The 26,632-nt window shown below is 73.6% G+C and carries 25 protein-coding genes; 7 read left to right on the top strand and 18 right to left on the bottom strand.

Annotated elements, in window-relative coordinates; all coding sequences use genetic code 11:
* Positions 1-28: 28 nt before the first annotated feature.
* The 3 genes from AB0881_RS02870 to AB0881_RS02860 are packed head-to-tail and all read right to left on the bottom strand — an operon-like array spanning position 29 to position 3,102.
* On the bottom strand, positions 29-1,063 hold the full coding sequence (locus AB0881_RS02870; RefSeq protein WP_366613743.1) for a hypothetical protein: 1,035 nt from the start codon (positions 1,061-1,063) through the stop codon (positions 29-31).
* 28 nt (positions 1,064-1,091) lie between these two features.
* Positions 1,092-2,117, bottom strand: coding sequence for a hypothetical protein (locus AB0881_RS02865; protein WP_366613742.1), 1,026 nt, complete (start codon positions 2,115-2,117; stop codon positions 1,092-1,094).
* 19 nt (positions 2,118-2,136) lie between these two features.
* A complete protein-coding gene (locus tag AB0881_RS02860; protein WP_366613741.1) occupies positions 2,137-3,102 on the bottom strand; it encodes a DMT family transporter in 966 nt (321 codons plus the stop codon).
* Between AB0881_RS02860 and AB0881_RS02855 the strand changes: the two genes are divergently transcribed.
* Positions 3,101-4,501 (top strand): PLP-dependent aminotransferase family protein, encoded by a 1,401-nt coding sequence (locus AB0881_RS02855; RefSeq protein ID WP_366613740.1) that lies wholly within the window; start codon positions 3,101-3,103, stop codon positions 4,499-4,501. The genes AB0881_RS02860 and AB0881_RS02855 overlap by 2 nt on opposite strands.
* Before the next feature lie 23 nt (positions 4,502-4,524).
* Here AB0881_RS02855 and AB0881_RS02850 read toward each other — a convergent pair whose 3' ends face one another.
* A complete protein-coding gene (locus AB0881_RS02850; protein WP_366613739.1) occupies positions 4,525-4,878 on the bottom strand; it encodes a VOC family protein in 354 nt (117 codons plus the stop codon).
* Between the two features lie 101 nt (positions 4,879-4,979).
* On the opposite strand from AB0881_RS02850, the gene AB0881_RS02845 reads away from it, so the two are divergent.
* From AB0881_RS02845 to AB0881_RS02830, 4 genes are all read left to right on the top strand, one after another.
* Positions 4,980-5,612: a CGNR zinc finger domain-containing protein gene (locus tag AB0881_RS02845; RefSeq protein ID WP_366613738.1), complete on the top strand. Its 633-nt coding sequence runs from the start codon at positions 4,980-4,982 to the stop codon at positions 5,610-5,612.
* 62 nt (positions 5,613-5,674) lie between these two features.
* The gene (locus tag AB0881_RS02840; protein ID WP_366613737.1) at positions 5,675-6,229 is read left to right on the top strand and encodes a GNAT family N-acetyltransferase; all 555 of its coding nucleotides are present in this window, start codon (positions 5,675-5,677) and stop codon (positions 6,227-6,229) included.
* 49 nt (positions 6,230-6,278) lie between these two features.
* Positions 6,279-7,961 (top strand): MFS transporter, encoded by a 1,683-nt coding sequence (locus AB0881_RS02835; RefSeq protein ID WP_366613736.1) that lies wholly within the window; start codon positions 6,279-6,281, stop codon positions 7,959-7,961.
* Positions 7,962-7,995: 34 nt separating this feature from the next.
* Positions 7,996-8,862 carry a 1,4-dihydroxy-2-naphthoate polyprenyltransferase gene (locus tag AB0881_RS02830; protein WP_366613735.1) on the top strand — a complete coding sequence of 289 codons (867 nt, stop codon included), beginning with the start codon at positions 7,996-7,998 and terminating at the stop codon, positions 8,860-8,862.
* A 97-nt stretch (positions 8,863-8,959) separates the two neighbouring features.
* Here AB0881_RS02830 and AB0881_RS02825 read toward each other — a convergent pair whose 3' ends face one another.
* The gene (locus tag AB0881_RS02825) at positions 8,960-9,649 is read right to left on the bottom strand and encodes a uracil-DNA glycosylase (protein WP_366613734.1); all 690 of its coding nucleotides are present in this window, start codon (positions 9,647-9,649) and stop codon (positions 8,960-8,962) included.
* Between the two features lie 111 nt (positions 9,650-9,760).
* On the opposite strand from AB0881_RS02825, the gene modA reads away from it, so the two are divergent.
* Positions 9,761-10,534 carry a molybdate ABC transporter substrate-binding protein gene (gene modA / locus AB0881_RS02820; RefSeq protein WP_366613733.1) on the top strand — a complete coding sequence of 258 codons (774 nt, stop codon included), beginning with the start codon at positions 9,761-9,763 and terminating at the stop codon, positions 10,532-10,534.
* On the opposite strand, the gene AB0881_RS02815 is transcribed toward modA, so the two are convergent.
* Genes AB0881_RS02815 through dapB form a run of 3 tightly spaced genes read right to left on the bottom strand, consistent with a single transcriptional unit; the run spans position 10,531 to position 12,737 of the window.
* Positions 10,531-11,376, bottom strand: a complete 846-nt coding sequence (locus tag AB0881_RS02815) for a hypothetical protein (protein ID WP_366613732.1) — start codon at positions 11,374-11,376, stop codon at positions 10,531-10,533. The genes modA and AB0881_RS02815 overlap by 4 nt on opposite strands.
* Before the next feature lie 21 nt (positions 11,377-11,397).
* Positions 11,398-12,000 (bottom strand): transglutaminase family protein, encoded by a 603-nt coding sequence (locus AB0881_RS02810; protein WP_366613731.1) that lies wholly within the window; start codon positions 11,998-12,000, stop codon positions 11,398-11,400.
* Positions 11,997-12,737, bottom strand: a complete 741-nt coding sequence (gene dapB / locus AB0881_RS02805; protein ID WP_366613730.1) for a 4-hydroxy-tetrahydrodipicolinate reductase — start codon at positions 12,735-12,737, stop codon at positions 11,997-11,999. Before dapB ends, AB0881_RS02810 begins: the two co-directional genes overlap by 4 nt.
* A gap of 129 nt (positions 12,738-12,866) precedes the next feature.
* On the opposite strand from dapB, the gene AB0881_RS02800 reads away from it, so the two are divergent.
* Complete coding sequence (locus AB0881_RS02800; protein ID WP_366613729.1) at positions 12,867-13,940, top strand: AI-2E family transporter; 1,074 nt, start codon at positions 12,867-12,869, stop codon at positions 13,938-13,940.
* 78 nt (positions 13,941-14,018) lie between these two features.
* On the opposite strand, the gene AB0881_RS02795 is transcribed toward AB0881_RS02800, so the two are convergent.
* From AB0881_RS02795 to infB, 10 genes are all read right to left on the bottom strand, one after another.
* Positions 14,019-15,362 (bottom strand): pitrilysin family protein, encoded by a 1,344-nt coding sequence (locus tag AB0881_RS02795; RefSeq protein ID WP_366613728.1) that lies wholly within the window; start codon positions 15,360-15,362, stop codon positions 14,019-14,021.
* A gap of 264 nt (positions 15,363-15,626) precedes the next feature.
* On the bottom strand, positions 15,627-17,948 hold the full coding sequence (locus tag AB0881_RS02790; protein WP_366613981.1) for a polyribonucleotide nucleotidyltransferase: 2,322 nt from the start codon (positions 17,946-17,948) through the stop codon (positions 15,627-15,629).
* 457 nt (positions 17,949-18,405) lie between these two features.
* Entirely contained in the window at positions 18,406-18,675 is a 270-nt protein-coding gene (gene rpsO / locus AB0881_RS02785; RefSeq protein WP_067884254.1) for a 30S ribosomal protein S15, read from the bottom strand.
* Between the two features lie 219 nt (positions 18,676-18,894).
* Positions 18,895-19,836 carry a bifunctional riboflavin kinase/FAD synthetase gene (locus AB0881_RS02780; protein WP_366613727.1) on the bottom strand — a complete coding sequence of 314 codons (942 nt, stop codon included), beginning with the start codon at positions 19,834-19,836 and terminating at the stop codon, positions 18,895-18,897.
* Between the two features lie 123 nt (positions 19,837-19,959).
* The gene (locus tag AB0881_RS02775; protein WP_366613979.1) at positions 19,960-20,631 is read right to left on the bottom strand and encodes a hemolysin III family protein; all 672 of its coding nucleotides are present in this window, start codon (positions 20,629-20,631) and stop codon (positions 19,960-19,962) included.
* A gap of 142 nt (positions 20,632-20,773) precedes the next feature.
* On the bottom strand, positions 20,774-21,652 hold the full coding sequence (gene truB / locus AB0881_RS02770) for a tRNA pseudouridine(55) synthase TruB (protein WP_366613726.1): 879 nt from the start codon (positions 21,650-21,652) through the stop codon (positions 20,774-20,776).
* A 28-nt stretch (positions 21,653-21,680) separates the two neighbouring features.
* A complete protein-coding gene (locus AB0881_RS02765; RefSeq protein WP_366613725.1) occupies positions 21,681-22,829 on the bottom strand; it encodes a bifunctional oligoribonuclease/PAP phosphatase NrnA in 1,149 nt (382 codons plus the stop codon).
* Positions 22,826-23,320, bottom strand: coding sequence for a 30S ribosome-binding factor RbfA (gene rbfA / locus AB0881_RS02760; RefSeq protein ID WP_366613724.1), 495 nt, complete (start codon positions 23,318-23,320; stop codon positions 22,826-22,828). Before rbfA ends, AB0881_RS02765 begins: the two co-directional genes overlap by 4 nt.
* 38 nt (positions 23,321-23,358) lie before the next feature.
* Complete coding sequence (locus tag AB0881_RS02755) at positions 23,359-23,667, bottom strand: DUF503 domain-containing protein (RefSeq protein ID WP_366613723.1); 309 nt, start codon at positions 23,665-23,667, stop codon at positions 23,359-23,361.
* Positions 23,668-23,836: 169 nt separating this feature from the next.
* Positions 23,837-25,678 carry a translation initiation factor IF-2 gene (infB, locus tag AB0881_RS02750; protein WP_366613722.1) on the bottom strand — a complete coding sequence of 614 codons (1,842 nt, stop codon included), beginning with the start codon at positions 25,676-25,678 and terminating at the stop codon, positions 23,837-23,839.
* Positions 25,679-26,632 lie beyond the last annotated feature (954 nt).

The following is a 26,632-nucleotide window of genomic DNA, read 5'->3' as shown; positions in this document are numbered from 1 at the left end:
TGACGTGCCAGGTGCCGACAAAGTGAAACTAACGTGACCCGTCCGGCAGCCAGTTGGCCCGGTAGAGGGCCCATTCGGCGGGTACGGTCGTCCACTCCGCGTAGATGCCGACGCCGTACGGGCGGGCGGGGGGCCGGTCGAGGGCGTCCAGGCCGCGGCGGACGCCGCGGAGCGCGACGGTGAGGTCTTCGGCCCAGTCCATCATCGGCCGGTACGTGGGGACGCCCATGAAGACGGTGGTGCGGTCGCCGATGAGGCGGAGGGTGCGTTCGGTGTGGTGGGCGAAGTGGCGTCCGGCGAGGGATTCGGTGGGCAGCGAGACGTCGTACGTCATGATCGCGACCTGGTCGGCGCGGTCGGCGAGGCGGCGGAGGTAGTCCTCGGTGGGGCGCGGCGGGTAGTGGAAGCGGCCCCAGCCGCGGGGCATGAGGGCGCGGTAGAGGGGCTGGGCGGCGTCGACGAGGGTGAGCTGCTCGATGGCGACGGACAGGAGGCGGCCGCGGGCGCGGGTGAGGTCGCGGGTGCGGTCGAGGAGGGTCAGGAACGCCTCGTCGCCGGTGTAGATGGGCTCGAAGTCGTAGTGGATGCCGTCGAAGCCGAGGTCCAGGAAGATCTTGTCGGTGGCGAGGACGCGCTCGCGGACGGCGGGGTCGTCGAGGTCGGTGATGCCGTGCCCGTCGACCTTGCGGATCTGGCCGAGGTACGCCTGGGCGCGGACGCCGGGCGCGTGGACCCGCATCTTCTCGATCAGGGTGCGGGCGTTGCGGTATTTGGCGGCCGGGACGGTGCCGTCGGCCTCGAACGGTCCCGCGTGGAAGTACACGTCGGTGATCGCGTTCTGCCGGAGGAGGCGGCCGAGGTCGCGGTACTCCTGCTCGCTGTGCGTCTCGCCGACCCACTGGTGGCGGGCCCAGAGGGCGTTCACGGTGGTGCCGCGGGACTCGGGCTCGGGCTGCCACCAGGCCCAGACGCCGGCCAGGAGGAGCGCGAGGAGCCCGAGCCCGTACGCCGCCGCCCAGCCGGTCCACCGCAGGGACCGTACGATCCGCCTTTTCCACACCATCGCGCAATGATCGCGGAAACGGCGCGGTTCAGAACACCGGGATGATGTCCTCCGGGTCGATGAAGTCGACCTGGACGCCCGTGATGTCCAGTTCGGGGATGGCGGGGAACGGGATCCCCCAGCGTTCGACGATGGCACGGACGCGGGCGATCGCCTGGCGCCAGTTCTCGGCCTGCTCCTCGAAGGAGAGCACGCCGAGGCCGGCGTCGCGGGCGTGGCCCATCAGCACGCGGTGGTTGCCGAGGAAGTACGGCGGCAGGTCCCAGAAGCCGTCCGGCGGCTCCCAGAGGATCATGGACAGGAACACGAAGCCGGCCCGCAGCTGCCTGGTGATCTGGCCCTTGACCTCCTCGGTGAGGCCGGGCCACTCCTTGTCCAGGATCGTCATGCAGATCTGGAGGTGGCGCGACTCGTCCCGGCCGATGCGGTGGAACATCTCGCCGAAGACGGGGTGCCGCGTCCCGGACGCCATGCCGCGGAACAGGGTGGACGCCGCCATCTCGCCCATCATGAAGCTGGTGAACAGCACGGCGAGCGAGTACTTGCCCACGGCGGAGCTGTAGCCCTGCCAGTAGCGGCCGCCGTTGTAGTACAGCCAGTTGATGTTGTTGTGGGCGGCGCGCTCCAGGTCGGTGCGGGGCGTCCAGTCCAGCGGTCCGCCCGGCCACATCTTCGCGATCGTGCGCTGGCAGCACTCCTCGTGGTTCATCTCGTCGCGGGTGATCGAGAAGAAGCACTTGCGGACGGGGTCCTCCTCGTGCTGCTCGAACGCGTGGATGGTGGCGCGGGCGAACACGGCGGGGCCGGAGGCGTCGAAGTTGGCCAGCACGGCGAACCAGTACATGATCCCGAGCCGCTGCTCGGGGGTGAAGTCCTCCGGGCGGATGCCTTCCCAGGGAAGGTCGGCGGGGTTCCATACGGTCCGCTTGGACTTCTCGTAGATGGCCGCCAGCTTGTCGGTCTCCACCCGCCATTCCATGGGGTAGATGTTCGGCTGCCGGATCTCGGGGGCGGGCCAGAACCCGCCCTCGGGAACGGTGACCTTCTCGTCCATGCCGGCTCGCTCCTCACGCTCACGTCCTTGTGACGCGTTCCTTCCCAGCCTGCGGGAGCGTGTCACATGCCGCAAGGGGCGCCACGGTACGCACCCGGGCGCGCTGGGCCAGGGCGACGCAGACCAGCACGCCCACGGCGGCCAGCGCGGTGGCGGCGTCGATCAGCTCGGCCAGCAGGATCCCGGACCAGACGATGGTCAGCAGCGGCTGGGCGAGCTGCACCTGGCTCGCCCGCGCGATCCCGGCCCGGGCCAGCCCCTCGTACCAGGCGAAGAAGCCGAGGTACGCCGACATCACCGTCACGTACCCGAAGCCCAGCGCGGACCGGCCCGTCCAGTCCGGGCCGGTCGTGGCGAGCAGCCAGAGCGTCACCGGCACGGAGACCGGGGCGGCGAGGAGCAGCGCCCAGGAGATCACCCGCCAGCCCGGCATCTCGCGGGCGAGCCGGCCGCCCTCGGCGTATCCGGCCGCCGCCGCGACCAGCGACGCGAACAGCAGCAGGTCGGCGCCGGTCAGGCGCCCGGCGCCCTGGACCAGCGCGAAGCCGGTGACCAGGGCGGCCCCGGCGAGCGCGGCCGCCCAGAACGCGGGCGACGGGCGCTCGCCGCCGCGGAGCACCGCGAGGACGGCCGTCGCGGCGGGCAGCAGGCCGACGACGACGGCCGCGTGCGCCGAGGAGGAGCCGTGGTCGAGGGCCAGCGTGCTGAACATCGGGAAGCCGAAGACCACCCCGGCGGCGACGACCAGCAGCCCGGGCCACTGCGCTCGGGACGGGACGGGGGCGCGAACGGCGGCCAGCGCGATCGCCGCGAACAGGGCCGCGGCGGCGGAGCGGCCGATGCCGATCAGGTACGGGTCGAGCCCTTCGAGGGCGATGGCCGTGCTGGGGAGGGTGAGCGAGAAGGCGAGCACGCCGAGCCCGGCGAGCCCGAGGCCGCCGAGCGCTATCGGCGTGGCATCAGTAGCGCTATCGTGGTCTATCATGCATCAGGATAGCAGTGTGGCCACGCTGGCCGATCGCCTGCGGGCCGAGGTCGCGAGGCTGCACCCTGGCGAGCGGCTGCCGTCCAGCCGCGCGCTGATGCGCCGCTACCAGGTCAGCCCCGTCACGGTGACGCGGGCGCTGGGACTGCTGGCGGCCGAGGGGCTCGTGGTGACCCGGCCGGGCAGCGGCGCGTTCGCCGCCGAGCGTCCCGAGGCCGCCGCGGGCCCCGCCGACTTCGGCTGGCAGGCGGTGACGCTCGGCGACCGGGCGGTGGACGGGGAGGGCGTCGCGCGGCTGCTCACTCCCCCGCCCGAGGGCGCCATCGCGCTCAGCGGCGGCTACCTGCACCCCTCGCTCCAGCCCGTACGGGCGCTGGCGAACGCGGCGGCGCGGGCCGCCCGCCGCCCGGACGCCTGGGAGCTGCCGCCGCTAGGCGGGATCCCGGAGCTGCGGGCCTGGTTCGCCCGGACGGCCGGCGGCGAGACCACGGCCGCCGACGTGCTGATCACCAGCGGCGGGCAGCAGTCGCTCACGACCGTGCTGCGCGCGCTGCTGCCGCCGGGCGCGCCGCTGCTGGTGGAGTCGCCGACCTACCTGGGCGCGCTGGCGGTCGCGCGGGCCAGCGGGCTGCACCCGGTGCCCGTGCCGATGGACGAGGACGGCCTGCGGCCCGAACTGCTCGCCGAGGCGTTCGAGATGACCGGCGCGCGGGTGCTGTACACGCAGCCCACGTTCCACAACCCGACCGGCGCCGTGCTGCCGGCCGCGCGGCGGGCGCGGGTGCTGGCGGTGGCGCGGGCGGCGGGCGCCTTCGTGATCGAGGACGACTTCGCCCGCCATCTGGCCATCGACGCGATCCCGCCGCCGCTGGTGAGCGCCGACCAGGAGGGCCGGGTCGTGCACATCTCGTCGCCGACCAAGGCGACCGCCGCCAGCCTGCGGGTCGCCGCGGTGATCGCGCGGGGCCCGGTCGCCGAGCGGATCCGGGCCACCCAGCTGATCGAGGAGTTCTTCCCGGCCCGGCCGATGCAGGGGACGCTGCTGGAGCTGGTCAGCGCGCCCGGCTGGCCGCGCCACCTGCGGTCGGTGCGCGCCGCGCTGCGGGCGCGCCGGGACGCCGTGCGGGCGGCGCTCGCCCGCGAGCTGCCCGGCCTGCCGGTCGGCAACCCGGCCGGCGGCCCGCACCTGTGGGTGGGGCTGCCGCCCGGGACCGACGACGTGCGGCTCGCGGACGCGGCCCTGCGCGCCGGGGTGCTGGTGAGCGCGGGACGGCCGTTCTTCCCCGCCGAGCCGCCCGCGCCGTTCCTGCGGGTCAGCTACGGCTCGGCGGCGTCGGAGACCGAGCTGGCCGAGGGGGTCCGGCGGCTCGCCGAGGTCGTCCGCGCCACCGCGCGGTGACCTTCAGGCACCGGCAGGCACGGTCAGGCGGTGACGAAGCAGAACTCGTTGCCCAGCGGGTCGAGCCAGACCTGGAATGGCTTGTCCGGGTTGTCGCCCATCGGCGGGCCGTGCACCGTTGCGCCCAGCGCGCGCGCCCGTTCTCCGGCGGCGTGGATGTCGGGCACCTCCACGTCCAGGTGCACCCGGTTCTTCACCCGCTTGCCGTCCGGGACGAGCTGGAAGCTCAGCAGCGGCCCGCCGTCGCCGAGCGCCTCCAGGTCGGTCCAGTCGTCGTCGCGGCCGGTCACCTTCATGTCCAGCAGCGCGCCCCAGAACGCGACCATCGCGTCCATGTCCGTGCAGTCGATCGCGACGTTCGACACCCTCGGCCGCATGCGGCTCCTCCCGCCTCTCGTGAACACCACCGACGAAGCTACGCCGGTGTCGGGACGGCGCGCAACCGGCCAGCCCGGTACACCGGTGTCCCCTTGGTAGGGTGCGCCTGACGGCGGCCGAGCAGGCGGGAGCGGTGATGAGCGGCGGCGAGCGGACCGGGCCGCGGGCCGAGTCCCCGGCCGCGCTGCTGCTGCGCGAGTTCGTCAACACCCTGGACGTCGAGACCGCCGCCGACGCGATCGGCACGCCCGCCGAGCTGGCCGGCTGGCTGGCCGCCCGCGGGCTCGTCCCGGCGGGCACCCCCGCCGGCGTCGCCGACCTCGCGACCGCCGCCGCCCTCCGCGAGGGCCTGCGCGCCGCGATGCTCGCCCACCACTCCCCCGACCACGCCCCCGGCCATGGATCGGACGACCCCGGACCCGGCATGCCGGACGGGTTGGAGGACGCCCTCGGACGGCTGCCGCTGCGGCTGGCGCTCGCCGCCGGCCGCCCCGCGCTCGTCCCGTCCGGTACGGGCACCGCCGCCGGACTCGCCCGGATCGCCGCGGCCGTCATGGACGCGGTGGCCGACGGGACGTGGCCGCGGCTGAAGGTCTGCCAGGAGAGCACCTGCCTGTGGGCCTTCCTCGACACCTCAAAGAACCGCAGCCGCGCGTGGTGCTCGATGCGCGTGTGCGGGAACCGCACCAAGACACGCACGTACCGGGCCCGGCGCCGCACCCCGGCGCCCTAGGCTGGCCGGCGGCTCCCGATCCCACTCCGTCCCAGCCGACCCGAACGAAAGGACGTGCCGCCATGGCCGATGTGGGCGTACGGCCCGCCCGCCGCGCGGACGCCGCCGCCGTCGCCGACATCCAGGTGCGCGCCTGGCGGCAGGGGTACCGCGACCTGCTGCCCGCCGCGGTGCTGGCCGAGGTGACCGGCGACGACGCCCGGAAGGCGTGGCGCGAGCGGTGGGCGCAGGCGGCGGCCGAGCCGCCGAGCCCCCGGCACCGGCTGCTGGTCGCGGTCGCGTCCGACCTGGTCGTCGGCTTCGCCGCGCACGCGCCCGCCGAGGACGACCCCGACCGCGACCCGGCGGTGACCGCCGAGCTGGTGACGCTGCTGGTCGACCCCCTGCACGCCCGCGCGGGCCACGGCAGCCGCCTGCTGGCCGCGACCGTCGACCTCCTGCGCGAGGACGGCTTCGAGACGCTCATCACATGGGCGTTCGAGCGCGACGAGGTGCTGCGCGCGTTCCTCGGCTCGGCCGGCTGGGCCCCGGACGGCACGGCGCGCGACCTCGACATGGGGGAACCCGTCCGGCAGATCCGCCTCCACACCGATATCAGGGCGGGCGCCCCGGCCTGAGGCAGGGGTCGGTGCGGGCCCGCGAGAGGGCGGGCATAGGTTTGTGGGCGTGTCCCTGACCTCCTCCGTCTCGCCGCCGCCTGCCCGGACGGCCGCGCCGTCCGACGCCCGCCGGCGCCGGCTCGGCCTGGTCGTCATCAGCCTCGGCGTCTCGCTGATCGTCGTGGACGCCACCATCGTGGGCGTCCTGCTGCCGCGGATCGTCGCCGGCCTCGGCATGACGACGTCGGACGCCGAGTGGGTCACCTCGGTGTACTCCCTCGTCTTCGCGGCGCTGCTGATCCCGTTCGGGCGGGCCGGCGACCTGTTCGGGCGGCGCCGGCTGTTCGTGCTGGGCACCGCGGTGTTCACGCTGGCCAGCGTGGTCGCCGCGGCGGCCGGCGACGGGTCGGCGCTGATCGGGGCGCGGGCGCTGCAGGGCGTCGGCGCGGCGATGGTGCTGCCCGCCGCGCTGTCCACGGTGAACGCGATGTTCACCGGCCGGGAGCGCGCGGCCGCCTTCGGCACGTACGGCGCGATGATCGCCGGGATGGCCGGGCTGGGCCCGCTGATCGGCGGCGCGATCGCGTCCGCGGCCGACTGGCGGTGGGCGTTCGGGGTGAACCTGCCGCTCGGGCTCGCGCTGATCGCGGGCGCGCTCGCGCTGATGCCCGAGACGCGGCCGGAACGTCCCGGAACGGGCGGCCGCCGGGCCCTGCGCGAGATCGACTGGGCGGGCGGGGTGCTGGCCGCGCTCGGCTTCGGCGCGCTGGTGTGCGGGCTGATCGAGGGCCAGACCTACGGCTGGTGGACGGCGACGCGCGTGTTCCACACCGGCCCGTTCAGCTGGCCGGAGGGCGCGCTGTCGCCGGTACCGGTGGTGATCGGGCTCGGCGCCGTGCTGCTGGCCGCGCTGGTCGTCGTCGAGCGGGCGCGCGCCGCCGCCGGACGCCCGGTGATGCTCGACCTCGCGCTCTTCCGGATCCCGAACTTCCGGCACGGCAACCTCGCGTCCGCCCTGGTGAACGTGGGCGAGCTGGGGCTGGTCTTCGTGCTGCCGCTGTTCCTGCTGGGCGTGCACGGGACGGCGCCGCTGCAGATCAGCGTGGCGATCCTGCCGATGGCCGCCGGCGCGTTCCTGACCGGCGCGGTCGCGCACCGGCTGGCGCGCAGGCAGGGGCCCGTGCGCGTCGTGCGGATCGGCATGGTGCTGGAGGTCGCGGCCGTCCTCGCGCTGGCGCTGACGGTGTCCGCGACGACGACCGGCTTCGGCCTGGCGCCCTGGATGTTCGTGTACGGCGTCGGGCTCGGCCTCACCTCCGCCCAGCTCACCGGCGTCGCACTCGCCGACGTGCCGCGGGAGCTGTCCGGGCAGGCGTCCGGAACGCAGTCGACGGCCCGGCAGATCGGCGCCGCGCTGGGCATCGCGCTGATCGGAACGATCTTCGCCACCGGCCTCGGCCGCACCATGACCGACCGGCTGGAGGGCACCGAATTGCCCCCCGAGCAGCGCGCCGCCGTCGCGCACGAGCTGCGCGAGAGCGCCGGCACGTACGCCCGCGAGCTGCACGCCGACGCCGACCGGGCCGCGATCGCCCGCGCCGCCGACGAGAGCCTGGCCGCCGCGACCCGGAACGCCGCGCTCGCCACGGGCGCGATCCTGGCGCTCGGCCTGGCCGTGTCGCTGCGGCTGCGGCCCGGCCCGTCCCCGCGGCGCGACGGCGGGCCGCGTCGGGGACAATCGAAGGCCTAGTCCCCTGTCGCCCCACGAGAACCAACGGTAACCAGTGGCCACGCTCTCCCAATGGGTCGCCGGATCGCGGCCCCGTACGCTCCCCGCCTCCCTCGTCCCCGTCGCCGTCGGCACGGGCGTCGCGATCGGCGAAGGCCAGGCCGTGTGGTGGCGCGCCGTGCTCGCCGGCTTCGTCGCGCTCGTCCTGCAGATCGGCGTCAACTACTCCAACGACTACAGCGACGGCATCCGCGGCACCGACGAGGACAGGGTCGGCCCGCTGCGGCTGGTCGGGTCCGGGGTCGCGAAGCCGAAGCAGGTGCTCGCCGCCGCGCTCGGCTGCTTCCTGGCCGCCGCCGTCGCCGGGCTGGTGCTGGCCGCCGTCACCACCTGGTGGCTGATCCTGGTCGGCGCCGTGGCGATCCTGGCCGCCTGGTTCTACACCGGCGGCAAGACGCCGTACGGCTACCGCGCCCTCGGCGAGGTCTCGGTCTTCGTCTTCTTCGGCCTGGTCGCCGTCGTGGGCACCGTGTACGTGCAGGTCGAGGGCCTCCCGTGGGAGGCGTGGGCGGCGGCCGTACCGGTCGGGCTGCTGGCCTGCGGCATGTTGGTCGCCAACAACCTGCGCGACATCCCGACCGACGAGGTCTCCGGCAAGCGCACCCTCGCCGTCGTGCTCGGCGACCGCAACACCCGCGTCCTGTACGCGGCGTGCACGGCGCTCCCGTACACGATCGTCCTGGCCATGGCGGCGCCGCATCCGTGGGTGCTGCTCGCGCTGCTGTCGGCGCCGCTGTCGGTGCCGCCGACCCAGACCGTCCTGCGGGGCGCCACCGGACCGGCGCTGATCCCGGTCCTCGGCGGCACCGGCCGCCTCCAGCTCGCCTACGGCGCCCTGCTGACGCTGGGCCTGGCCCTCTAGCCGGGACGGGCCCGCCGGGGCGTGAGAGCGGCCGGTACGCGCGCGGAGGCGGTACACCGCCGCCGCGGCCCGCGTGCGGGCCCGGCGGCGGCCTCGATCAGGCTCCCGGCGGTACCGTCCAGTCGATCTCGGGACGGCCGGCGTCCACCAGCGCCTTGTTGACGGCGCTGAACGGGCGGGTGCCGAAGAACTTCTTCGCGCTCAGCGGGCTCGGATGCGCCGACTCGATCACCACGTGCTGGGCGCCCGTGACGAGCTTGGCCTTCTTGCGGGCGTACGCGCCCCACAGGACGAACACCACCCGCTCCTCCTTCTCGTTGAGCGCGCGGATGGCCGCGTCGGTGAAGTCCTCCCAGCCCTTGCCCCCGTGCGAGCCCGCCTCGCCGGCCCGGACGGTCAGCACCGCGTTCAGCAGCAGCACGCCCTGCGCGGCCCACGCCGACAGGTCGCCGGTCTTGGCCACCGGAACGTCGAGGTCGGCCGCCAGCTCCTTGTAGATGTTGCGCAGCGACGGCGGCAGCTTGACGCCGTCGCGCACGCTGAAGCTCAGGCCGTGCGCCTGGCCGGGCCCGTGGTACGGGTCCTGGCCGAGGATCAGGACCCGGGCGTCGTCGTACGAGCAGTGCCGGAACGCGTTGAACAGGTCCTCCCGGGCCGGGTAGACCGTCTGCTCCTCGTACTCCTGCGCCACGAACGCGCCCAGCGCCGCGACCCCGACCGGGTCGACGAGCGGGTCGAGGCGCTCGCGCCAGCCGCCGGGCAGCAGTTCCAACAGGTCGAGGGACATCGATGGCCTCCGGGGAAGGGTTTGCACGATGGTGGAAACCCTAGCGGCGGGCACTGACACGCCAATGCCGAACACCTGAGCACAAGGGTCCCCACCCTAAGATCTGGACATATGCCGGACTCCCCCCGCTGGCGCCGCCTGCTCGCATGCGCCGCGCTGTCCCTCCTCGGCCTCGGCGCGGTCGCGGGCGGCTGCGGCGACTCCTCGGGCCGGACGACGCTGAGCGTGCTCGCGGCCTCCTCCACCCGCGAGGTGATGCGCGAGCTGGGCGTCGCCTACCACCGCGAGCACCGGGACGTGCAGGTGCGGTTCACGTTCGGCGGCTCGCAGGAGATGGCCGCGCGGCTGCCCGAGCGCGACGCGGGCGACGTGCTGGTGACCGCGGACGAGGTCACGATGAACGGGGCCGACGAGAACCTCACCGGCCGCCGCCGGGTGATCGCCCACAACTCGATGACGATCGTCGTCCGGCCCGGCAACCCGCGCCGGATCCGCGGCCTGAGCGACCTCACCCGGCCCGGCCTGCGGGTCGCGCTGGCGGCCTCGGCCGTGCCCGCCGGGCGGTACGCTCGCAAGATCTTCGCGGGTGCCGGGATCACCGTGCGGTCGTCGGCGGAGGAGATCAGCGTGCGGGCCGTGCTGGACCGCGTCCGTACCGGCGAGGCCGACGCCGGCCTGGTCTACATCACCGACCTCAAGGCGGCCGGCGTCGCCGCGAGCAGCGTCCCCATCCCGGCGCTGGAGAACGTCACCGCCACCTACGCCGCGGGCGCGGTCAAGGAGAGCGCGAACGAGAAGGAGGCCGCCAGGTTCGTGTCCTGGCTGACCTCCCCCGTCGCTCGGCAGCTGTTCAACAAGTACGGGTTCGTGACGCCCGCGCCCTAGCGCCTCTTCAGGCCGATCGGGTTGGGGAACGGCACCTCGCCCGACTCCATCACCGGCCGCGCGACCGGCTCCAGCAGCGCGTGCAGCGCCTCCGGGTCGGCCAGCACGCGGTACGCGGGGGCGGCGAGCGCGTCCGTGCGGTCCTCGATCCGCGCCCGCAGCTCCCGGCCCTCCGCGGTGACCGTGCCGTCCGCGGCGAGCAGGCCGCGGCCGGCGAGGTCGGCGGCCCCCTCCGCGATCTCCTCGGCGGAGAAGCCGCGGGTGAGGGTCAGCATGTCGAACGCGACCCCGTTGACGGCGGCGGCCAGGAGGTTCGACCGGAGGCCGTCCAGGCCCTCGGTGGCGAGCACGGCGAGATGGCCGTCGCCGCGGTGCTCGCGCAGGGACGCGGCGTGCTGCCACAGGGCCGCGACCGGGTCGTCCGGCACCGGCACGTCGCGGTTGGCGGCGAACAGCGCGCGGCCCGCGCCGTCCGCCGCGTCCACCGCCGCGGCCAGCAGCGGGTTCGCCCTGCCCGCGACCTCGTCGATCCCGGGCGCGAGCCGCCGCAGCGCCTTGGCGGCGCTCTCCGCGCGGGAGCGGAGGATGTCCTGGGGCGACGCGAACGTCCAGGCGTCGGGCACCGCCTTGCGCACCCGGTCCGGGTGGAAGCCGTAGAACGTCGCCTCGACGACGCCCGCGGGCACCGGGCCCATGGGGGCGGCACGGCCGCCGAAGTACCCCATCCAGAAGCCCTTGAGGCCCACGTCCTTATGGCCCTGAACGCACTCCGGGGAGAAGTACGTGACGATGTGGAGGGGCTCGATGACCGACCAGAGCGTGCGTGCGTACGAGTCGTCCATGCCGGGCATTCTGCACACCCGTCACAGCTCCGCGGAAGGCAGGCCCCCGGTCTCGCACATGCGGACGCAGTCGTCGGCCGCCCTCAGGACCTCCAGCACGGCCGGATGCGGCGCGGCGTACACCGTCGGGTAGTCGGCCTCCCCCAACTCGGGGCGAGCCTCGTACACCAGCCGGTCCTCGTCCGCCGAGAACCCGACGCCGGCGCCCGGCCGGCCGCCGCGCGGATCGAGCCGTACCCAGCGGTCGTCGATCAGCGCCGCCGCGAACCCGTGCAGCGCGTACCCGCCGGCGGGATCGTCGCCCAGCAGCAGCCGCTGATAGCAGAACCCCGCCTGGATGCCGCCCGCCCGCAGCAGCGCGACGAGCGCGTGCGACTTGGCGTAGCAGAGCCCCGTGCGCTCGCGCAGGACGTCCGACGCGCGCCAGGTGACGCGCCTGTCACGGGCGTCCATCGAATGGGTGACGTCGTCGCGCGCCAACTCGAACGCGGCGCGCGCGTACGCGATGTCGTCACCCGTGCGCAGCGCCGAGGCGGTGGACTGCACGATCTCGTGCTCCAGGTCCACCGCCTCGTGCGCGCCGAGGTAGTCCCACGGCTCCCCGTCGAAGAGCAGCGGGCTCACAGGCCCAGCAGGGACTCGATGCCCACGGTCAGCCGCTCGTCCAGCCCGCCGACCTTGCGGACGGCGAGCAGCACGCCCGGCATGAACGACTCGCGGTTCATCGAGTCGTGCCGGATCGTGAACAGCTCGCCGTGCCCGCCCAGCAGGACCTCCTGGTGGGCGATCGCCCCGGACAGCCGTACCGCGTGCACCCGCACGCCCTCCACGTCGGTGCCGCGCGCGCCGTCCAGCTCGGACGTGGTGGCGTCCGGCGAGGCGGGCACGCCGGCCGCGGCGCGCGCCGCCGCGATCAGCTCGGCGGTGCGGTACGCGGTGCCGCTCGGCGCGTCCACCTTCTTCGGGTGGTGCAGCTCGACGACCTCGACCGACTCGAAGAACGGGGCCGCCTTCTCCGCGAAGTGCATCATCAGTACCGCGCCGATGCCGAAGTTCGGGGCGATCAGGACGTTCCCGTCCTTCCGCCCCGCCTGCCAGCCGCGCACCTCGTCCAGCCGGGCCGGATCGAAGCCGCTGGTGCCCACGACGGAGTGCAGCCCGTGCTCGACGCACCAGCGCAGGTTGTCCATGACCACGCCGGGATGCGTGAAGTCGACCACGACCTCCGCGGCCGTCAGGGCGTCGCGCGCGTCGCCCTGGTCCACGGCCGCGACCAGCTCCATGTCCGCGGCGCCCTCGACGGCACGGCACACCTCGGCGCCCATCCGGCCCCGCGCGCCCAGCACCCCAACCTTGATCACAAGCTCCTCCAGAAGTGACTGCGGCCCGCAGCCTATCGCGGCGCCCGCGACCGGCCGCCGCCGGTCAGCGAACCGAAATGACACCCCGTAACGATACTGTTACGACACGTGCGAACCTCGGGGGGACGAATGGAGCAGGCGCGCTCGCCCGCGCTGCGGGTCCTGGTGGGCACGGCCGCCGCGGTCGTCACGGTGGCCGGCATCAAGGCGATCGGCTCGCTCGCCGGCCCCGCCTTCCTGGCCCTGGTGCTGACGATCTCGGTCAACCCGCTGCGCGGCTGGCTCGACCGGCACGGCGCCCCGTTCTGGGTCTGCGTGGCCGTACCGCTGGCCACGGTGATCCTCGTCCTGCTCGCCCTCGGCGCGGCGCTGGCCGTCTCGGTCGCCCAGCTCGCCCTGATGCTGCCCGACTACACCAGCCAGTTCAACGCCCTCGTCACCGAGGCCACGCACACGCTCGCCAAGTACGGCATCGACCAGCGCAAGCTCCAGGACGCGGTGTCCCGGCTCGACCCGAGCCAGCTGTTCGCCTACGTCCAGGCGTTCCTGAACGGCCTGCTGAGCGCGTCCTCGGCCCTCGTGCTCATCGTGCTGCTGCTGTTCGGCATGTGCATCGACGCGACCGGCACCGTCCGCCAGCTCGCCAAGCTCGCCGACCAGGACGGCGCCCGCTCCGACCTCGTCCGCGCCCTGCGCGCGTTCGCCCGCGACACCGGCCGCTTCCTCGTCGTCACCACGGTCTTCGGCCTGCTCGTCGCGGCCCTCGACGTCGCGGCCCTCTACATCCTCGCGGTCCCGCTGCCCCTCCTGTGGGGCCTGCTGTCCTTCCTCACCAACTACATCCCCAACATCGGCTTCGTGGTCGGCCTGGCGCCCCCGGCCGTCCTCGGCCTCCTCGACGGCGGCGTCGGCACGATGATCTGGGTCATCGTCGCCTACTGCGCCATCAACTTCGTCCTGCAGTCCCTGATCCAGCCCAAGTTCCTCGGCGACGCCGTGGGCCTGTCGTTCACCCTGGTCAACATCTCGCTGATCCTCTGGGCCTGGGTCCTCGGCCCCTTGGGCGCCATCCTGGCCGTGCCTCTGAGCACCCTGGTCCGCGCCCTGCTGGTGGACGCGGACCCGACCAAACACTGGCTGACCGGCCTCCTCAGCTCGGCCGTGGAACCCAGACGCCACCCGGCGAAACGAAAACATCCCTGAGCCGACCGCCGACGGGCGGGCCGGCCCCGTTGGTGAGCGAGCCCGACCCGCCGGCGGGCGGGCCCGGCCGCACGGCGGTCAGCTCAGGCTGAAGTCGCGGTCGCCGAAGGGGCCGATGACGGTGAGGGCCTGCGGTTCGGCGAGCACGGCGCGGCCGACCTCGCGGATGTCGTCGGGGGTGACGGCGTCGATCCGGGCGAGGACCTCGTCCACCGGGAGCAGCGACTCGTACACCAGCTCGCTCTTGCCGATGCGGCTCATCCGGGAGCCGCTGTCCTCCAGGCCGAGGACCATCGCGCCGCGCAGCTGGCCCTTGCCGCGGTCCAGCTCCTCGCCCTCGATGCCCTCCTCGGCGATCCTGGCGATCTCGTCGCGGCAGATGGACAGCACCTCGTCGATCTTGGCGGGCTGGCAGCCCGCGTAGACGCCGAAGACGCCCGTGTCGGCGTACTGCGAGGTGTAGCTGTAGACCGAGTAGGCCAGCCCGCGGCGCTCGCGGATCTCCTGGAACAGCCGGGACGACATGCCGCCGCCCAGGGCCGCGTTGAGGATGCCGAGCGCGAAGCGGCGGTCGTCGGTACGGGACACGCCGGCGCCGCCCAGGATCACGTGCGCCTGCTCGGTGTCCTTGTCGATCACCCGCACCTGCGGGGACGCTGGCGTGGCCTCGCCGTCGATGCGGGGCGCGGCGGGGCGGTCGTCGCCGGTGAGGCGGTCCGCCCACGCGTCCGAGACCAGCCGTACGACCTGGTCGTGGTCGACGTTGCCGGCGACCGCGACCACGAGGTTGCGGGGCACGTAGTGCTCCCGGTAGTAGCCGTGGATGCGGTCGCGGGTCAGGGCGTTGATGGAGTCGACCGTGCCCAGGATCGGGCGGCCGAGCGGGACGTCGCCGTACAGCGCGGTGGAGAACTCGTCGTGGATGAGGTCGCCCGGGTCGTCGTCGCGCATGTGGATCTCTTCGAGGATCACCCCGCGCTCGGCCTCGACGTCGTCGGGCCGGTTGACCGACGAGGCGACCATGTCGGAGACCACGTCCACCGCGAGGGGCAGGTCGGCGTCCAGCACCCGCGCGTAGTAGCAGGTGTACTCCTTGGCGGTGAACGCGTTGAGGTCGCCGCCGACCGCGTCGATCGCGGCCGAGATCTCCAGCGCGGACCGCCGCCTCGTGCCCTTGAACAGCACGTGCTCCAGGTAGTGGCTGGCGCCGGCGTCGGCCGGGGACTCGTCCCGGGAGCCGACCCCGGCCCAGACGCCGAACGCGGCCGAGCGGACCGTCGGCATCGACTCGGTGATCACGCGCAGCCCGCCGGGCAGCACCGTGCGGCGCACCGCCCCGCCGCCGTCGGCGCCGGGGTGGATCGTGTGGGTGGTGCCGGGCTCCTGCGCCCTGGCCGGCAGCGTCACGGGCGGACTCTCCATCGAATCGAAGTTACGGGATGTCGGGGGTGCCGGGATACCGGCGTCCGGGAAACCGGCCCCGGGAGCCCGGGAACCGGGGAACCTGGGAACCGAGGTGCCGGGATGCCCGGGGGCGGGCTACCGGGGGTGCTGGATGTCGCGATGCCCGAGGCCGGACGGCCAGGGGACCGGACGGCCAGGGGCCGGACGGCCGGGGGGTGAAACCGGACGACCGGTCTGCCCGGTGGGTCGGGCAGACCGGTCGGCCGTCATCGTCGTGCGGGCTCAGGAGTTGCGCTGCGTGCCCTCGTCGCCGCGGCGGGTGCGGCGGCGGCGCGGGGCGCGGCGCTCGCCGCCCTCGTCGTCACCGCGGTCGGCGGAGCCGTTGGCGGCGGCCGGCGCGGCGGCGTCGCCGCCGGCCTCCTTGGCCTCGGCCTCCTTCTCGACCACCTCGACCGGGACCAGCGACAGCTTGCCGCGCTGGTCGATCTCGGTGACCTCGACCTGGATCTTCTCGCCGACGGAGATCACGTCGTCGACGTTCTCGATCCGGGCGCCGCCGTGCAGCTTGCGGATCTGCGAGACGTGCAGCAGGCCGTCCTTGCCGGGCAGCAGCGACACGAACGCGCCGAACGTCGTGGTCTTGACGACGGTGCCGAGGTAGCGCTCGCCGACCTCCGGCATGTGCGGGTTGGCGATCGCGTTGATCGCCTGCCGCGCGGCCTCGGCGGACGGGCCGTCGGTGGCACCGACGTAGATCGTGCCGTCGTCCTCGATCGTGATGTCGGCGCCGGTGTCGTCCTGGATCGAGTTGATCATCTTGCCCTTCGGGCCGATGACCTCGCCGATCTTGTCGACCGGGACCTTGATCGTGATGATCCGCGGCGCGAACTCGCTCATCTCGGCCGGAGCCTCGATGGCCTCGGCCATCACGTCCAGGATCGCCAGCCGGGCGCCCTTGGCCTGCTTGAGCGCGGCGGCCAGGACCGAGGCCGGGATGCCGTCCAGCTTGGTGTCGAGCTGGAGCGCGGTGATCACGTCGCGGGTGCCGGCGACCTTGAAGTCCATGTCGCCGAACGCGTCCTCGGCGCCGAGGATGTCCGTCAGCGTGACGTACTCGCCGCCCTCGTGGATCAGGCCCATGGCGATGCCGGCCACCATCTGCTTCAGCGGCACGCCCGCGTCCAGCAGCGACATGGTGGACGCGCAGACCGAGCCCATCGAGGTGGAGCCGTTGGAGCCCAGCGCCTCCGACACCTGCCGGATCGCGTACGGGAACTCCTCGCGCGTCGGCAGCACCGGGATCAGCGCCCGCTCGGCCAGCGCGCCGTGCCCGATCTCGCGCCGCTTGGGCGAGCCCACCCGGCCGGTCTCACCGGTCGAGTACGGCGGGAAGTTGTAGTTGTGCATGTAGCGCTTGGTGCGCTCGGGGTTGAGCGTGTCGATCATCTGCTCCATCCGGAGCATGTTGAGCGTGGTGACGCCCATGATCTGGGTCTCGCCGCGCTCGAAGATCGCCGAGCCGTGCACCCGCGGGATCACGTGCGCCTCGGCGGTCAACTGCCGGATGTCCTTGACCCCGCGGCCGTCGATCCGCAGCCCGTCGCGGACCACGCGCTCGCGCACCAGCTTTTTGGTGAGGGCGCGGAACGCGGCGGAGATCTCCTTCTCCCGGCCCTCGAAGTCGGTGCCGAGCTTCTCGGCGGCGGACGCCTTGATCTCGTCCAGCCGGGACTCGCGCTCCTGCTTGCCGGCGATCGTCAGCGCCTGCGCCAGCTCCCCGGAGACCGCGGCGGTGACCGCGTCCAGGACGTCGTCCTGGTAGTCGGGGAACAGCGGGTACTCGGCGGTCGGCTTCGCGGCCGCGGCCGCGATCTCGCTCTGCGCCTGGCACAGCACCTTGATGAACGGCTTGGCGGCCTCGAGGCCCTCGGCGACCGTCTCCTCGGTCGGCGCGGTGGCGCCCTCGCCGACCAGCTTGAGGGTGTCGCGGGTGGACTCGGCCTCGACCATCATGATCGCGACGTCGCCGTCCTCCAGCACCCGGCCGGCCACGACCATGTCGAAGGTGGCGCGCTCCAGCTCGGGGTGGGTCGGGAAGCCGACCCACTGGCCCTCGATCAGCGCGACGCGGACGCCGCCGATCGGGCCGGAGAAGGGCAGCCCGGCGAGCTGCGTGGACAGCGACGCGGCGTTGATGGCCACGACGTCGTACAGGTGCTCGGGGTGCAGCGCCAGGATCGTCTCGACGACCTGGATCTCGTTGCGCAGGCCCTTGACGAAGGACGGGCGCAGCGGGCGGTCGATCAGCCGGCAGGTGAGGATCGCGTCCTCGGAGGGCCGGCCCTCGCGGCGGAAGAACGAGCCGGGGATCCGGCCCGCGGCGTACATCCGCTCCTCGACGTCCACGGTCAGCGGGAAGAAGTCCAGGTTGTCCTTGGGCTTCTTGGACGCGGTGGTGGCCGAGAGCACCATCGTCTCGTCGTCCAGGTACACGACGGCCGAGCCGGCCGCCTGCCGGGCCAGCCGGCCGGTCTCGAACCGGATGGTCCGGGTACCGAAGGAGCCGTTGTCGATCACGGCTTCGGCGCTCTGCGCGCCGTCGATGCGCACGGCATCGCTCACGGGAAACCTCCTAGGTTTCGGTCGTTCCCGCGGTCGTCTCCCGTGGCTTCGCGCAGTGCCGGTCTTCGATCGAAGCGTCCGGATCGGACGGGGCCCGCCGTCGGCGGGCGCTCGCGCGGAGCGATCCGGAAGCCACTACCGAGGACCGGCCGCACCAGGGCGGTGTCCGCGGGGCTTGTCTTTCCAGTTGTACGGCGGGCCGGCCGGGCGTGCCGTCCGATGACCGGTCACGGCCGCCGGCCGCGCGCGGGAGCCCGGGGCTCCCGGGCTCTCGTACCGGCCGCCGGGAGCGGCGCCGCGTCCGCGGACTCGCATTCCCGTTCCGCGGCGGTTCTACGCCTGGCGGCGGACGCGCGGTGGGGCGGCGGGCCCGTGCGGGCCGCGATCCCGGGCCGATACAGAGGAGGGAGCGGCCCGCATGAGCCACTCCCTCGCCTTGCTAGCGGCGCAGACCGAGTCGTTCGATCAGCTGCCGGTAGCGGTTGATGTCCTTGTTGCTCAGGTACTTCAGGAGCCGGCGACGACGGCCGACCAGCAGCAGGAGGCCGCGGCGGCTGTGGTGGTCGTGCTTGTGCTCCTTGAGGTGCTCGGTCAGATCGTTGATCCGCCGGGTCAGCAGCGCGACCTGGACCTCCGGAGAACCGGTGTCACCCTCAGTGGTCGCATACTCAGAGATGATCTTGTTCTTCGTGGCGGTGTCGAGCGACACGTGGCTCCTTCGATGAGATCGTCACCCGCAGATCCCGGCCCGGTCGGCACGGCGGTCCGCATGGTGCGCAGGAAACGTGGCGAGCCGCATGAGGGTGCAGCTCACCGGCCGGGGTCCTTCCCGGCGATTCTTCACCGTACCATGCCCGCCCCGATACCCCGTCCCGCTCCGGGCACCGTGCGTGATCAGGGATTTTGTGATCATTCCCGGGGCGGCGGGTCAGGAGGAGGTGAGCTCCCGGGCGCGCGCCACGTCGCGCCGCATCTCCTCGACCAGCGCGTCGATCGAGTCGAACTTGAGCGTGTCGCGGATCCGCGCCTCGAAGTCGACCGCCATGTGCTCGCCGTACAGGTCGAGGTCGTCGCGGTCCAGCGCGTACGCCTCCACGGTGCGCTCGCCGCCCTCGAACGTCGGGTTGGTGCCGATGGAGATCGCGGCGGGCCAGCTGAAGGCGGGGTAGCGGTCGGAGTCGCAGACCAGCCGGCCGGCGTACACGCCGTCCGCGGGGATCGCGGTGTGCGGCAGGCTCTCCAGGTTGGCCGTCGGGAAGCCCAGCGCCCGGCCGCGCTGGTGGCCGCGCACCACCACGCCCTCGACCCGGTGCGGGCGGCCCAGCGCGGCGGCGGCGTCCTCGACCGCGCCGGAGTCGAGCCGCTCCCGGATGTAGGTGGACGAGATCGTGCCGCCGTTGGCCACCAGCGGCATCCCGTCGACGGTGAAGTCGTACTTCTCGCCCAGCTCGCGCAGCAGCGGGACGTCGCCCTTGGCCTTGTGGCCGAACCGGAAGTCCTCCCCCACGATCACGTGGGACGCGTGCAGCCGGTCGACCAGCACCGACTGGACGAACTCGTCCGGCGGCACCTTGGACAGCTCCAGCGTGAACGGGACCACCGCCACCGCGTCGGTGCCGAGGCCCTCCAGCAGCTCGATCCGGCGCCGGGTCGAGGCCAGCAGCGGCGGGTGGGTGCCCGGCCGGACCACCTCGTCGGGATGCGGATCGAACGTGATCACGACCGACCGGACGCCGCGCTCGCGGGCCAGGTCGGCGGCGGCGCGGACGATCCGCTGATGACCGCGGTGCACGCCGTCGAACACGCCGATCGTCACGACCGACCTGCCCCAATCGGCGGGAACCTCTTCGAGGCCATGCCAGCGCCGCACCATGCACTCCCTGCGTGAAACCTGCCTGCCGGTCCAGTTGTCGCCCTCAAGACTGCCATGCGGCCGGTCGCGGGGTGACCGGAGGGGCTGCCCGTGGCGATTCTACCCGTGGGTAGCAGGCGTTCACGCGGACTGGTACACCACCAGCGAGACGGCGATGTACTGCATGACGTACGCGGCGAGCGTGCAGGCGTGGAAGACCTCGTGGAAGCCGAACCAGCGCGGCGACGGGTCGGGCCTGCGCAGGCCGTACACGACGCCGCCGACGCTGTACGCGACGCCGCCCAGCGCCACCAGGAGGCAGGCGGCGAGCCCGGCGCCGTCCAGGAACTGCGGCATGAAGAACACCGCGACCCAGCCGAGCGCGATGTAGAGGCTCACGTAGAGCCAGCGCGGCGCGCCGACCCAGGTCGTGCGGAACACCACGCCGGCGACCGCCCCGGTCCAGACGACCGCGAGCACCGCCAGGCGCGTGCCGCCGTCCAGGGCCACCACGGCGAACGGCGTGTACGTCCCGGCGATGATCAGATAGATGTTCGCGTGGTCGAAGCGCCGCAGCAGCTCCACCAGCCGGGTCGAGCGCTGCCGGTGGTACGTGCCGGAGATCCCGAACAGCAGGCCGGACGCCAGCACGTACACGGCGGAGGCCAGCCGCGCCTCCAGGGTCGGCCCGAGCGCCACCAGCACCAGCCCGGCGACGAGCACGGCCGGGAACGCGCCCAGATGCAGCCAGCCCCGCAGCCGGGGGCGTGTGGGGGACGGAGCCTCGGGAAGGGACGGTGACGGCCGGTTCATCGTGGCCACGGCGACCTCCTCGCTCAACAACCTACGGTTACGTAGGTTACGCGACCGTAGGTTGATTCGGGAGGGGCCGACGGGAGACTCGGGGCGTGAGCCTCGCCACCCCGGCGCCGCGCGCCCTTCCGCCATGAGGGCGTCAGGGGACGAAGACCGCCAGCGGCTTCGCCGCCCTCCCCTGCTCCTCCACCAGCGCCAGCAGCGTCCCGTCCGGCGCGAAGACGCCGACCGGGCCGGGCCCCATGCCGAGCGCCGGCAGCCGGCCGCCGTGCGCGACCTTGCGGGCGTCCTCGGCGGTGACCTCGCGGCGCGGGAACGCGGCCGACACCGCGTCCCCGATCGGCAGGATCTCCATGCTCTCGGTGAGCTGCTCGATCGTGCGGGCCATGCCCAGGTCGTACGGCCCCACCCGGGTGCGGCGCAGCGCCGTCAGGTGCCCGCCGGTGCCGAGCATGGCGCCGAGGTCCCGGGCCAGCGCCCGGATGTAGGTGCCCGACGAGCAGCCGATCACCGCGTCCACGTCGACCAGGTCGCCCTCGCGGCGGACGTCGGTCACCGTGAACGCGTGCACGGTCACCGGCCGCGCCTTCAGGGCCACCTCCTCGCCCTTGCGGGCCATCTTGTACGCCCGCTCGCCGTTCACCTTGATCGCGCTGACCTGCGGCGGCACCTGCTCGATCGGCCCGGTCAGCGACGCGATCCCGGCCCGCAGCGCCTCCTCTGCCACATCACGGGCGGACGCGGTCGCGGTGATCTCGCCCTCGGCGTCGTCGGTGTTGGTGGTCTGGCCGAGCCGGATCGTGGCCGCGTACTCCTTCTCGGTCAGCGCCAGATGGCCGAGCAGCCGGGTGGCCTTCTCCACGCCGATCACCAGCACGCCGGTGGCCATCGGGTCCAGCGTGCCGGCGTGCCCGACCCGCCGGGTGCGCGCCAGCCGCCGCAGCTTGCCGACCACGTCGTGGGAGGTCCACTCCGCGGGCTTGTCGACGATGACCAGCCCCGAGGCGGCCGTGCTCATGGTGCTCCCTTCGTCGGTGCGGCGGGGTTCAGGCCGCGCCGAGCGAGGCCCGCAGGCGGTCGATGATGTCGGCCGGCTCGCCGGTGATGGTGAACGCGGCCGCGGTGCGGTGCCCGCCGCCGCCGAGCTCCACGCAGGCGCGGCCCACGTCCACCCGCCCCTTGGAACGGGTCGAGACGTACCAGCCGCCCTGGTCGTTCTCCTTCAGGACCACCGCGACCTCGGCCTCGTCGGTGCGGCGCAGCTGGTCGATGACGCCCTCCAGCTGGTCGTACGGGACGCCCCGGGCGTCGCGGTCGGCGCGGCCGATCGTCGTCCAGACCAGGCCGAGGCCGCCGGCGGCGTCGCGTTCGAGCCGGGCCCGGTTCAGCGCGCCCGCCAGCACCATCAGGTAACCGAACGGGGCGCGGTCCCACAGCTCCCGGCTCACCGCCTCCGGCCGCACGCCCGCGGCCAGGAGTCTTCCCGCCAGGTCGTGCACCTCCGGGGTGGTGCAGGGGTACTTGAACGATCCGGTGTCGCTGGCGACCCCCGCGTAGAGGCCCTCCGCGATGTCCGGGGTGAGCCGCGCGCCCAGCCGGCGGATCAGCTCGTCGACCAGCACGGCGGTCGCCGCCGCGTCGGGGTCGACCAGCCGGACGGCGCCGAACCCGGTGTTGGACGCGTGGTGGTCGACGACGATCAGCGCCCCGGCGGCGCCGGCCCGGCCGGCCAGGGATCCCAGCCGCTCCACGCCCGCCGCGTCCAGGGTGATCATGACCTCCGGGGCGGCGGGCAGCCGGGACGGCTCGACCAGCAGCTCCTGGCCGGGCAGGAAGCGCAGGATGTCCGGGACCTTGAACGGCTCCCCGAACGACGCCGCGACGTCCTTGCCCAGCGCCCGCAGCGCCTGCGCCAGCGCCAGCATCGATCCGAGCGCGTCGCCGTCGGGAGCGATGTGGCAGGCCAGCGAGATCTCGCCGGCCTCCCGGATGATCCGGACGGCGCGGTCCCAGTCCAGCCCGTCCCACCCGGAGGCCGGGGCCGGGGCCGGCGAGGCGGACGGGGCCGGCGAGGCCGCGCCCGGCGAGTGGTCGACGTGGTCGACGGCGCCGCCCCAGGCCAGCGCGGGGGCGTCGTGGTCGCTCGTCCAGACGCTCCCCGGTGCCCGCGGGCCGCCCGCCACCGGTTCGCTCACGATGACGAGTGTCCCGCTTCGCCGCCCTCGTCCTCAGCGTTTTCGCCGGTCCCGCCGGTCTCATCGGTGTCACCGGCGGGCGCCCGGTACGGGTCGGCCTCGCCCGCGTGGCTGGCGCCCCGCGCCGCCTTCGCGACCTCGGCGTCCCGCGCCCGCGCCTTGGCCAGCAGCTCGTTGATGTGCGCGGCGTCCTCCATCAGGGAGTCGGCGACGAAGGTCAGGCTCGGGGTGTGCCGGACGCCGGTCTGCCGCCCCACCTCCGAGCGGATGATCCCCTTCGCGCTCTCCAGGGCGGCGGCGGTCTCGGCCCGCTCGCCCTCCGACCCGTACACCGTGTAGTAGACGGTGGCGTCGCGCAGGTCGTTGGTGATCCGGGTGTCCGTCACGGTCACGAAGCCGAGCCGCGGATCCTTGATCCGCCGCTCCAGCATCTCCGCCACGATCTGCTGGATGCGGTCGGCGAGCTTGCGCGCGCGAGCTGCGTCCACCATGATCGCACTCCCTTTCCGTAGTTCTCGCGAGGAGCTCGCTAGTCCTCGCCGTTGTAGAGCCGCCGCCGCGCCGACAGCAGCTCGATCTCCGGGCGGCCGTGCACCAGCCGCTCGCACTTGTCCAGCACCTCGGTGCAGTTCGCGGCGGTGCCGGAGACCACCGCCACCCCGATCTCCGCCCGGCGGTACAGGTCGTTGTCGCCGGTCTCGGCCACGGCCACGCCCGGGAACCTCTTGCGGACCTCCGCGACGATGGGGCGCACGACCGCGCGCTTCTCCTTCAGCGAACGGACGTCCCCCAGCAGCAGATCGAGTGTCAGCGCACCCACGTACACCTGATGGATCACCTCGTGGATCTTCGTATCGAGTGGAACGACGGGCGGCGGCCCGGGTGTTCCCGGACCGCGTCCCTGGTGGACCGACGTGGACCGACGCGGCACGACGCCAGGCCGCGAGTGCGACCTGGCGCCGTGCCGTTACGTGCGCGACCTCGTGTCCGGGGCCGTCGCGAGGGCCTCAGACGCGGGGCTTCTCCCGCATCTCGAAGCACTCGATGACGTCACCGAGCTTGATGTCGTTGAACCCGACGCCGATACCGCACTCGAAGCCCTCGCGGACCTCGGTCGCGTCGTCCTTGAACCGGCGCAGGGACGACACCGTGAGGTTGTCGGCCACCACCGTGCCGTCGCGGACGAGGCGGGCCTTGGCGTTGCGCTGGATGACACCGGAGGTGACCATCGAGCCGCCGACGTTGCCGATCCGCGGCACCTTGAAGATCTCGCGGATCTCGGCGGTGCCGAGCTGGACCTCCTCGAACTCCGGCTTCAGCATGCCCTTGAGGGCCGCCTCGACCTCCTCGATCGCCTGGTAGATGACCGAGTAGTAGCGGATGTCCACGCCCTCGCGGTCGGCCAGGTCCTGCGCGTTGCGCTCGGGCCGGACGTTGAAGCCGATGATCACCGCGCCCTCGGAGGCCAGCGACAGGTTGACGTCGTCCTGCGTGATCGCGCCGACACCGCGGCGGATGACGCGCAGGTTGACCTCGTCGCCCACGTCGATCTTCGACAGCGAGTCCTCGAGGGCCTCCACCGAACCGGACACGTCGCCCTTGAGGATGAGCAGCAGCTCGTCCCGCTCGCCGCGCCGCAGGTCCTCGAACGCGTCCTCGAGGGACAGGCTCTTGCGGCTCTTGAGCAGCTCGGCGTTGCGCTTGCGGGCGACCCGCTTGTCGGCGATCTGCCGGGCGACCCGGTCGTCCTCGACGACCAGGAAGTTGTCCCCGGCACCGGGCACGGCGGTGAGGCCGAGCACCTGGACCGGACGCGACGGCGGCGCCTCGTCGACGGGCTTGAAGTTCTCGTCGAGCATCGCCCGGACGCGGCCGTGGGCCACGCCGCAGACGATCGAGTCGCCGACCCGCAGCGTGCCGCGCTGCACCAGCACGGTCGCCACGGCACCGCGGCCCTTGTCCAGGTGGGCCTCGATGGCCGAGCCCTGCGCGGGCATGTCCGGGTTGGCCCTGAGCTCCAGCTCGGCGTCCGCGGTCAGCACGATCGCCTCGAGCAGCCCGTCGATGTTGAGGCCCTGCTTGGCCGACACGTCGACGAACTGGGTCTGGCCGCCGAACTCCTCGGCGATCAGGCCGTACTCGGTGAGCTGGGCCCGCACCCGCTGCGGGTCCGCGCCCTCGACGTCGATCTTGTTGACCGCGACCACGATCGGCACCCCGGCCGCCGTGGCGTGGTCGATCGCCTCCGTCGTCTGCGGCTTGACGCCGTCGTCGGCGGCGACCACCAGCACCACCAGGTCGGTGGTGTCGGCACCGCGGGCACGCATGGCGGTGAACGCCTCGTGACCCGGGGTGTCGATGAAGGTGATCTTGCGGTCCTCGCCGTCCACCACGGTCTGCACCTGGTAGGCGCCGATGTGCTGGGTGATGCCGCCGGCCTCGCCGGCCTGCACGTCGGCGTTGCGCACCGCGTCCAGCAGCTTGGTCTTACCGTGGTCGACGTGACCCATGACGGTCACCACGGGCGGGCGGACCTGGAGGTTCTCCTCGCCGCCCTCGTCCTCGCCGTACTCGATGTCGAACGACTCGAGCAGCTCGCGGTCCTCTTCCTCGGGGCTCACGACGTGGACCTCGAAGTCGAGCTCCAGGCCGAGCTCCTGCAGGTCGCTCTCCTCCACCGACTGGGTGGCGGTGACCATCTTGCCGAGGTGCATCATGATCTGCACCAGCGAGGCCGGGTTGGCCCCGATCCGCTCGGCGAAGTCGGTCAGCGTGGCGCCCTGCGGAAGCCGGATCGCCTTGCCGTTGCCGCGCGGCGCCTGGACGCCGCCGATCGCCGGCGCCTGCATCTGGTCGAACTCTTGACGCCGCTGCTTCTTCGACTTGCGCCCGCGGGCCGGACGCCCGCCGGGACGGCCGAACGCGCCCTGCGTACCGCCGCGGCCACGGCCGCCGCCACCCGGGCGGGGACCGAAGCCACCGCCGGGACGACCGCCGCCACCACCGGGACGGGGACCGCCGAAGCCGCCGCCGCCACCGGGACGGCCACCGCCGCCGGGACGACCGCCGCCACCCGGGCGGCCACCGCCGCCACCGGGACGGCCGCCACCACCGGGACCGCCCCGCCCGGGGGCGGACGACGGCCGCGAGGACGGCATGTTCATCGGGCTCGGCCGCGGGCCGCCGCCCGCGGACGGCCGCGGCGGCATGTTGCCCGGACTCGGGCGGGGACCGCCCGCGCCGGGAGCGCCGCCGGGCCGGGGACCGCCGGCCGGACGCGGACCGCCCGGACGGTCGCCGCCGCCGGGCCGGTCGCCGCCGGGCCGGGGGCCGGGACGCGGCCCCGGCTTGGGCGCCTGGCCCATGCCGGTGTTGGTCGAGCTGAACGGGTTGTTGCCGGGACGCGGTCCACCGGGACCGCGGCCGCCGCCACCGCCGCCGTCACGGCGCGGGCCGGGACGCGGGCCCGGCTTGGGCGCGCGCGGACCGGGCTTGGGACCACCGTCGCGCGGACCGGCGTCACGCGGACCGCCCTCACGCGGGCCGCCGTCGCGCTGGCCGCCGGCCGGCGCGCCGCCCGGAGCCTTGGGCACCGGCGGGGCCGGGCTGGACGGGGCGGACGCCTGCGCGGGCGCCGGGGTGACCGGCGTGCTGGGCGCGGGCGGGACCGGACCCGGCCGCGGGCCGGGCTTGGGCGCTCCGCCGCCACCGGCGGGAGCCGCCGGGCCCGGCGTGGGCGCTCCTGGTCATCGCCCGCTACCTGGAGACGACCGGCCTGATCGACTTACTGCACACCGTCATCG

This window comes from Spirillospora sp. NPDC029432 (assembly GCF_040703975.1).
Lineage (GTDB): Bacteria > Actinomycetota > Actinomycetes > Streptosporangiales > Streptosporangiaceae > Spirillospora.
This window is presented reverse-complemented; position numbering and strand designations above follow the sequence as displayed.

Coding starts and splice junctions, on each gene's coding strand:
- AB0881_RS02870 (WP_366613743.1), bottom strand. CDS start 1,063: ATGGTGTGGAAAAGGCGGATCGTACGGTCCCTGCGGTGGACCGGCTGG.
- AB0881_RS02865 (WP_366613742.1), bottom strand. CDS start 2,117: ATGGACGAGAAGGTCACCGTTCCCGAGGGCGGGTTCTGGCCCGCCCCC.
- AB0881_RS02855 (WP_366613740.1), top strand. CDS start 3,101: ATGCATCAGGATAGCAGTGTGGCCACGCTGGCCGATCGCCTGCGGGCC.
- AB0881_RS02860 (WP_366613741.1), bottom strand. CDS start 3,102: ATGATAGACCACGATAGCGCTACTGATGCCACGCCGATAGCGCTCGGC.
- AB0881_RS02850 (WP_366613739.1), bottom strand. CDS start 4,878: ATGCGGCCGAGGGTGTCGAACGTCGCGATCGACTGCACGGACATGGAC.
- AB0881_RS02840 (WP_366613737.1), top strand. CDS start 5,675: ATGGCCGATGTGGGCGTACGGCCCGCCCGCCGCGCGGACGCCGCCGCC.
- AB0881_RS02825 (WP_366613734.1), bottom strand. CDS start 9,649: ATGTCCCTCGACCTGTTGGAACTGCTGCCCGGCGGCTGGCGCGAGCGC.
- modA (WP_366613733.1), top strand. CDS start 9,761: ATGCCGGACTCCCCCCGCTGGCGCCGCCTGCTCGCATGCGCCGCGCTG.
- AB0881_RS02815 (WP_366613732.1), bottom strand. CDS start 11,376: ATGGACGACTCGTACGCACGCACGCTCTGGTCGGTCATCGAGCCCCTC.
- AB0881_RS02800 (WP_366613729.1), top strand. CDS start 12,867: ATGGAGCAGGCGCGCTCGCCCGCGCTGCGGGTCCTGGTGGGCACGGCC.
- AB0881_RS02795 (WP_366613728.1), bottom strand. CDS start 15,362: ATGGAGAGTCCGCCCGTGACGCTGCCGGCCAGGGCGCAGGAGCCCGGC.
- AB0881_RS02775 (WP_366613979.1), bottom strand. CDS start 20,631: ATGAACCGGCCGTCACCGTCCCTTCCCGAGGCTCCGTCCCCCACACGC.
- truB (WP_366613726.1), bottom strand. CDS start 21,652: ATGAGCACGGCCGCCTCGGGGCTGGTCATCGTCGACAAGCCCGCGGAG.
- rbfA (WP_366613724.1), bottom strand. CDS start 23,320: ATGGTGGACGCAGCTCGCGCGCGCAAGCTCGCCGACCGCATCCAGCAG.
- infB (WP_366613722.1), bottom strand. CDS start 25,678: ATGCAGGCGCCGGCGATCGGCGGCGTCCAGGCGCCGCGCGGCAACGGC.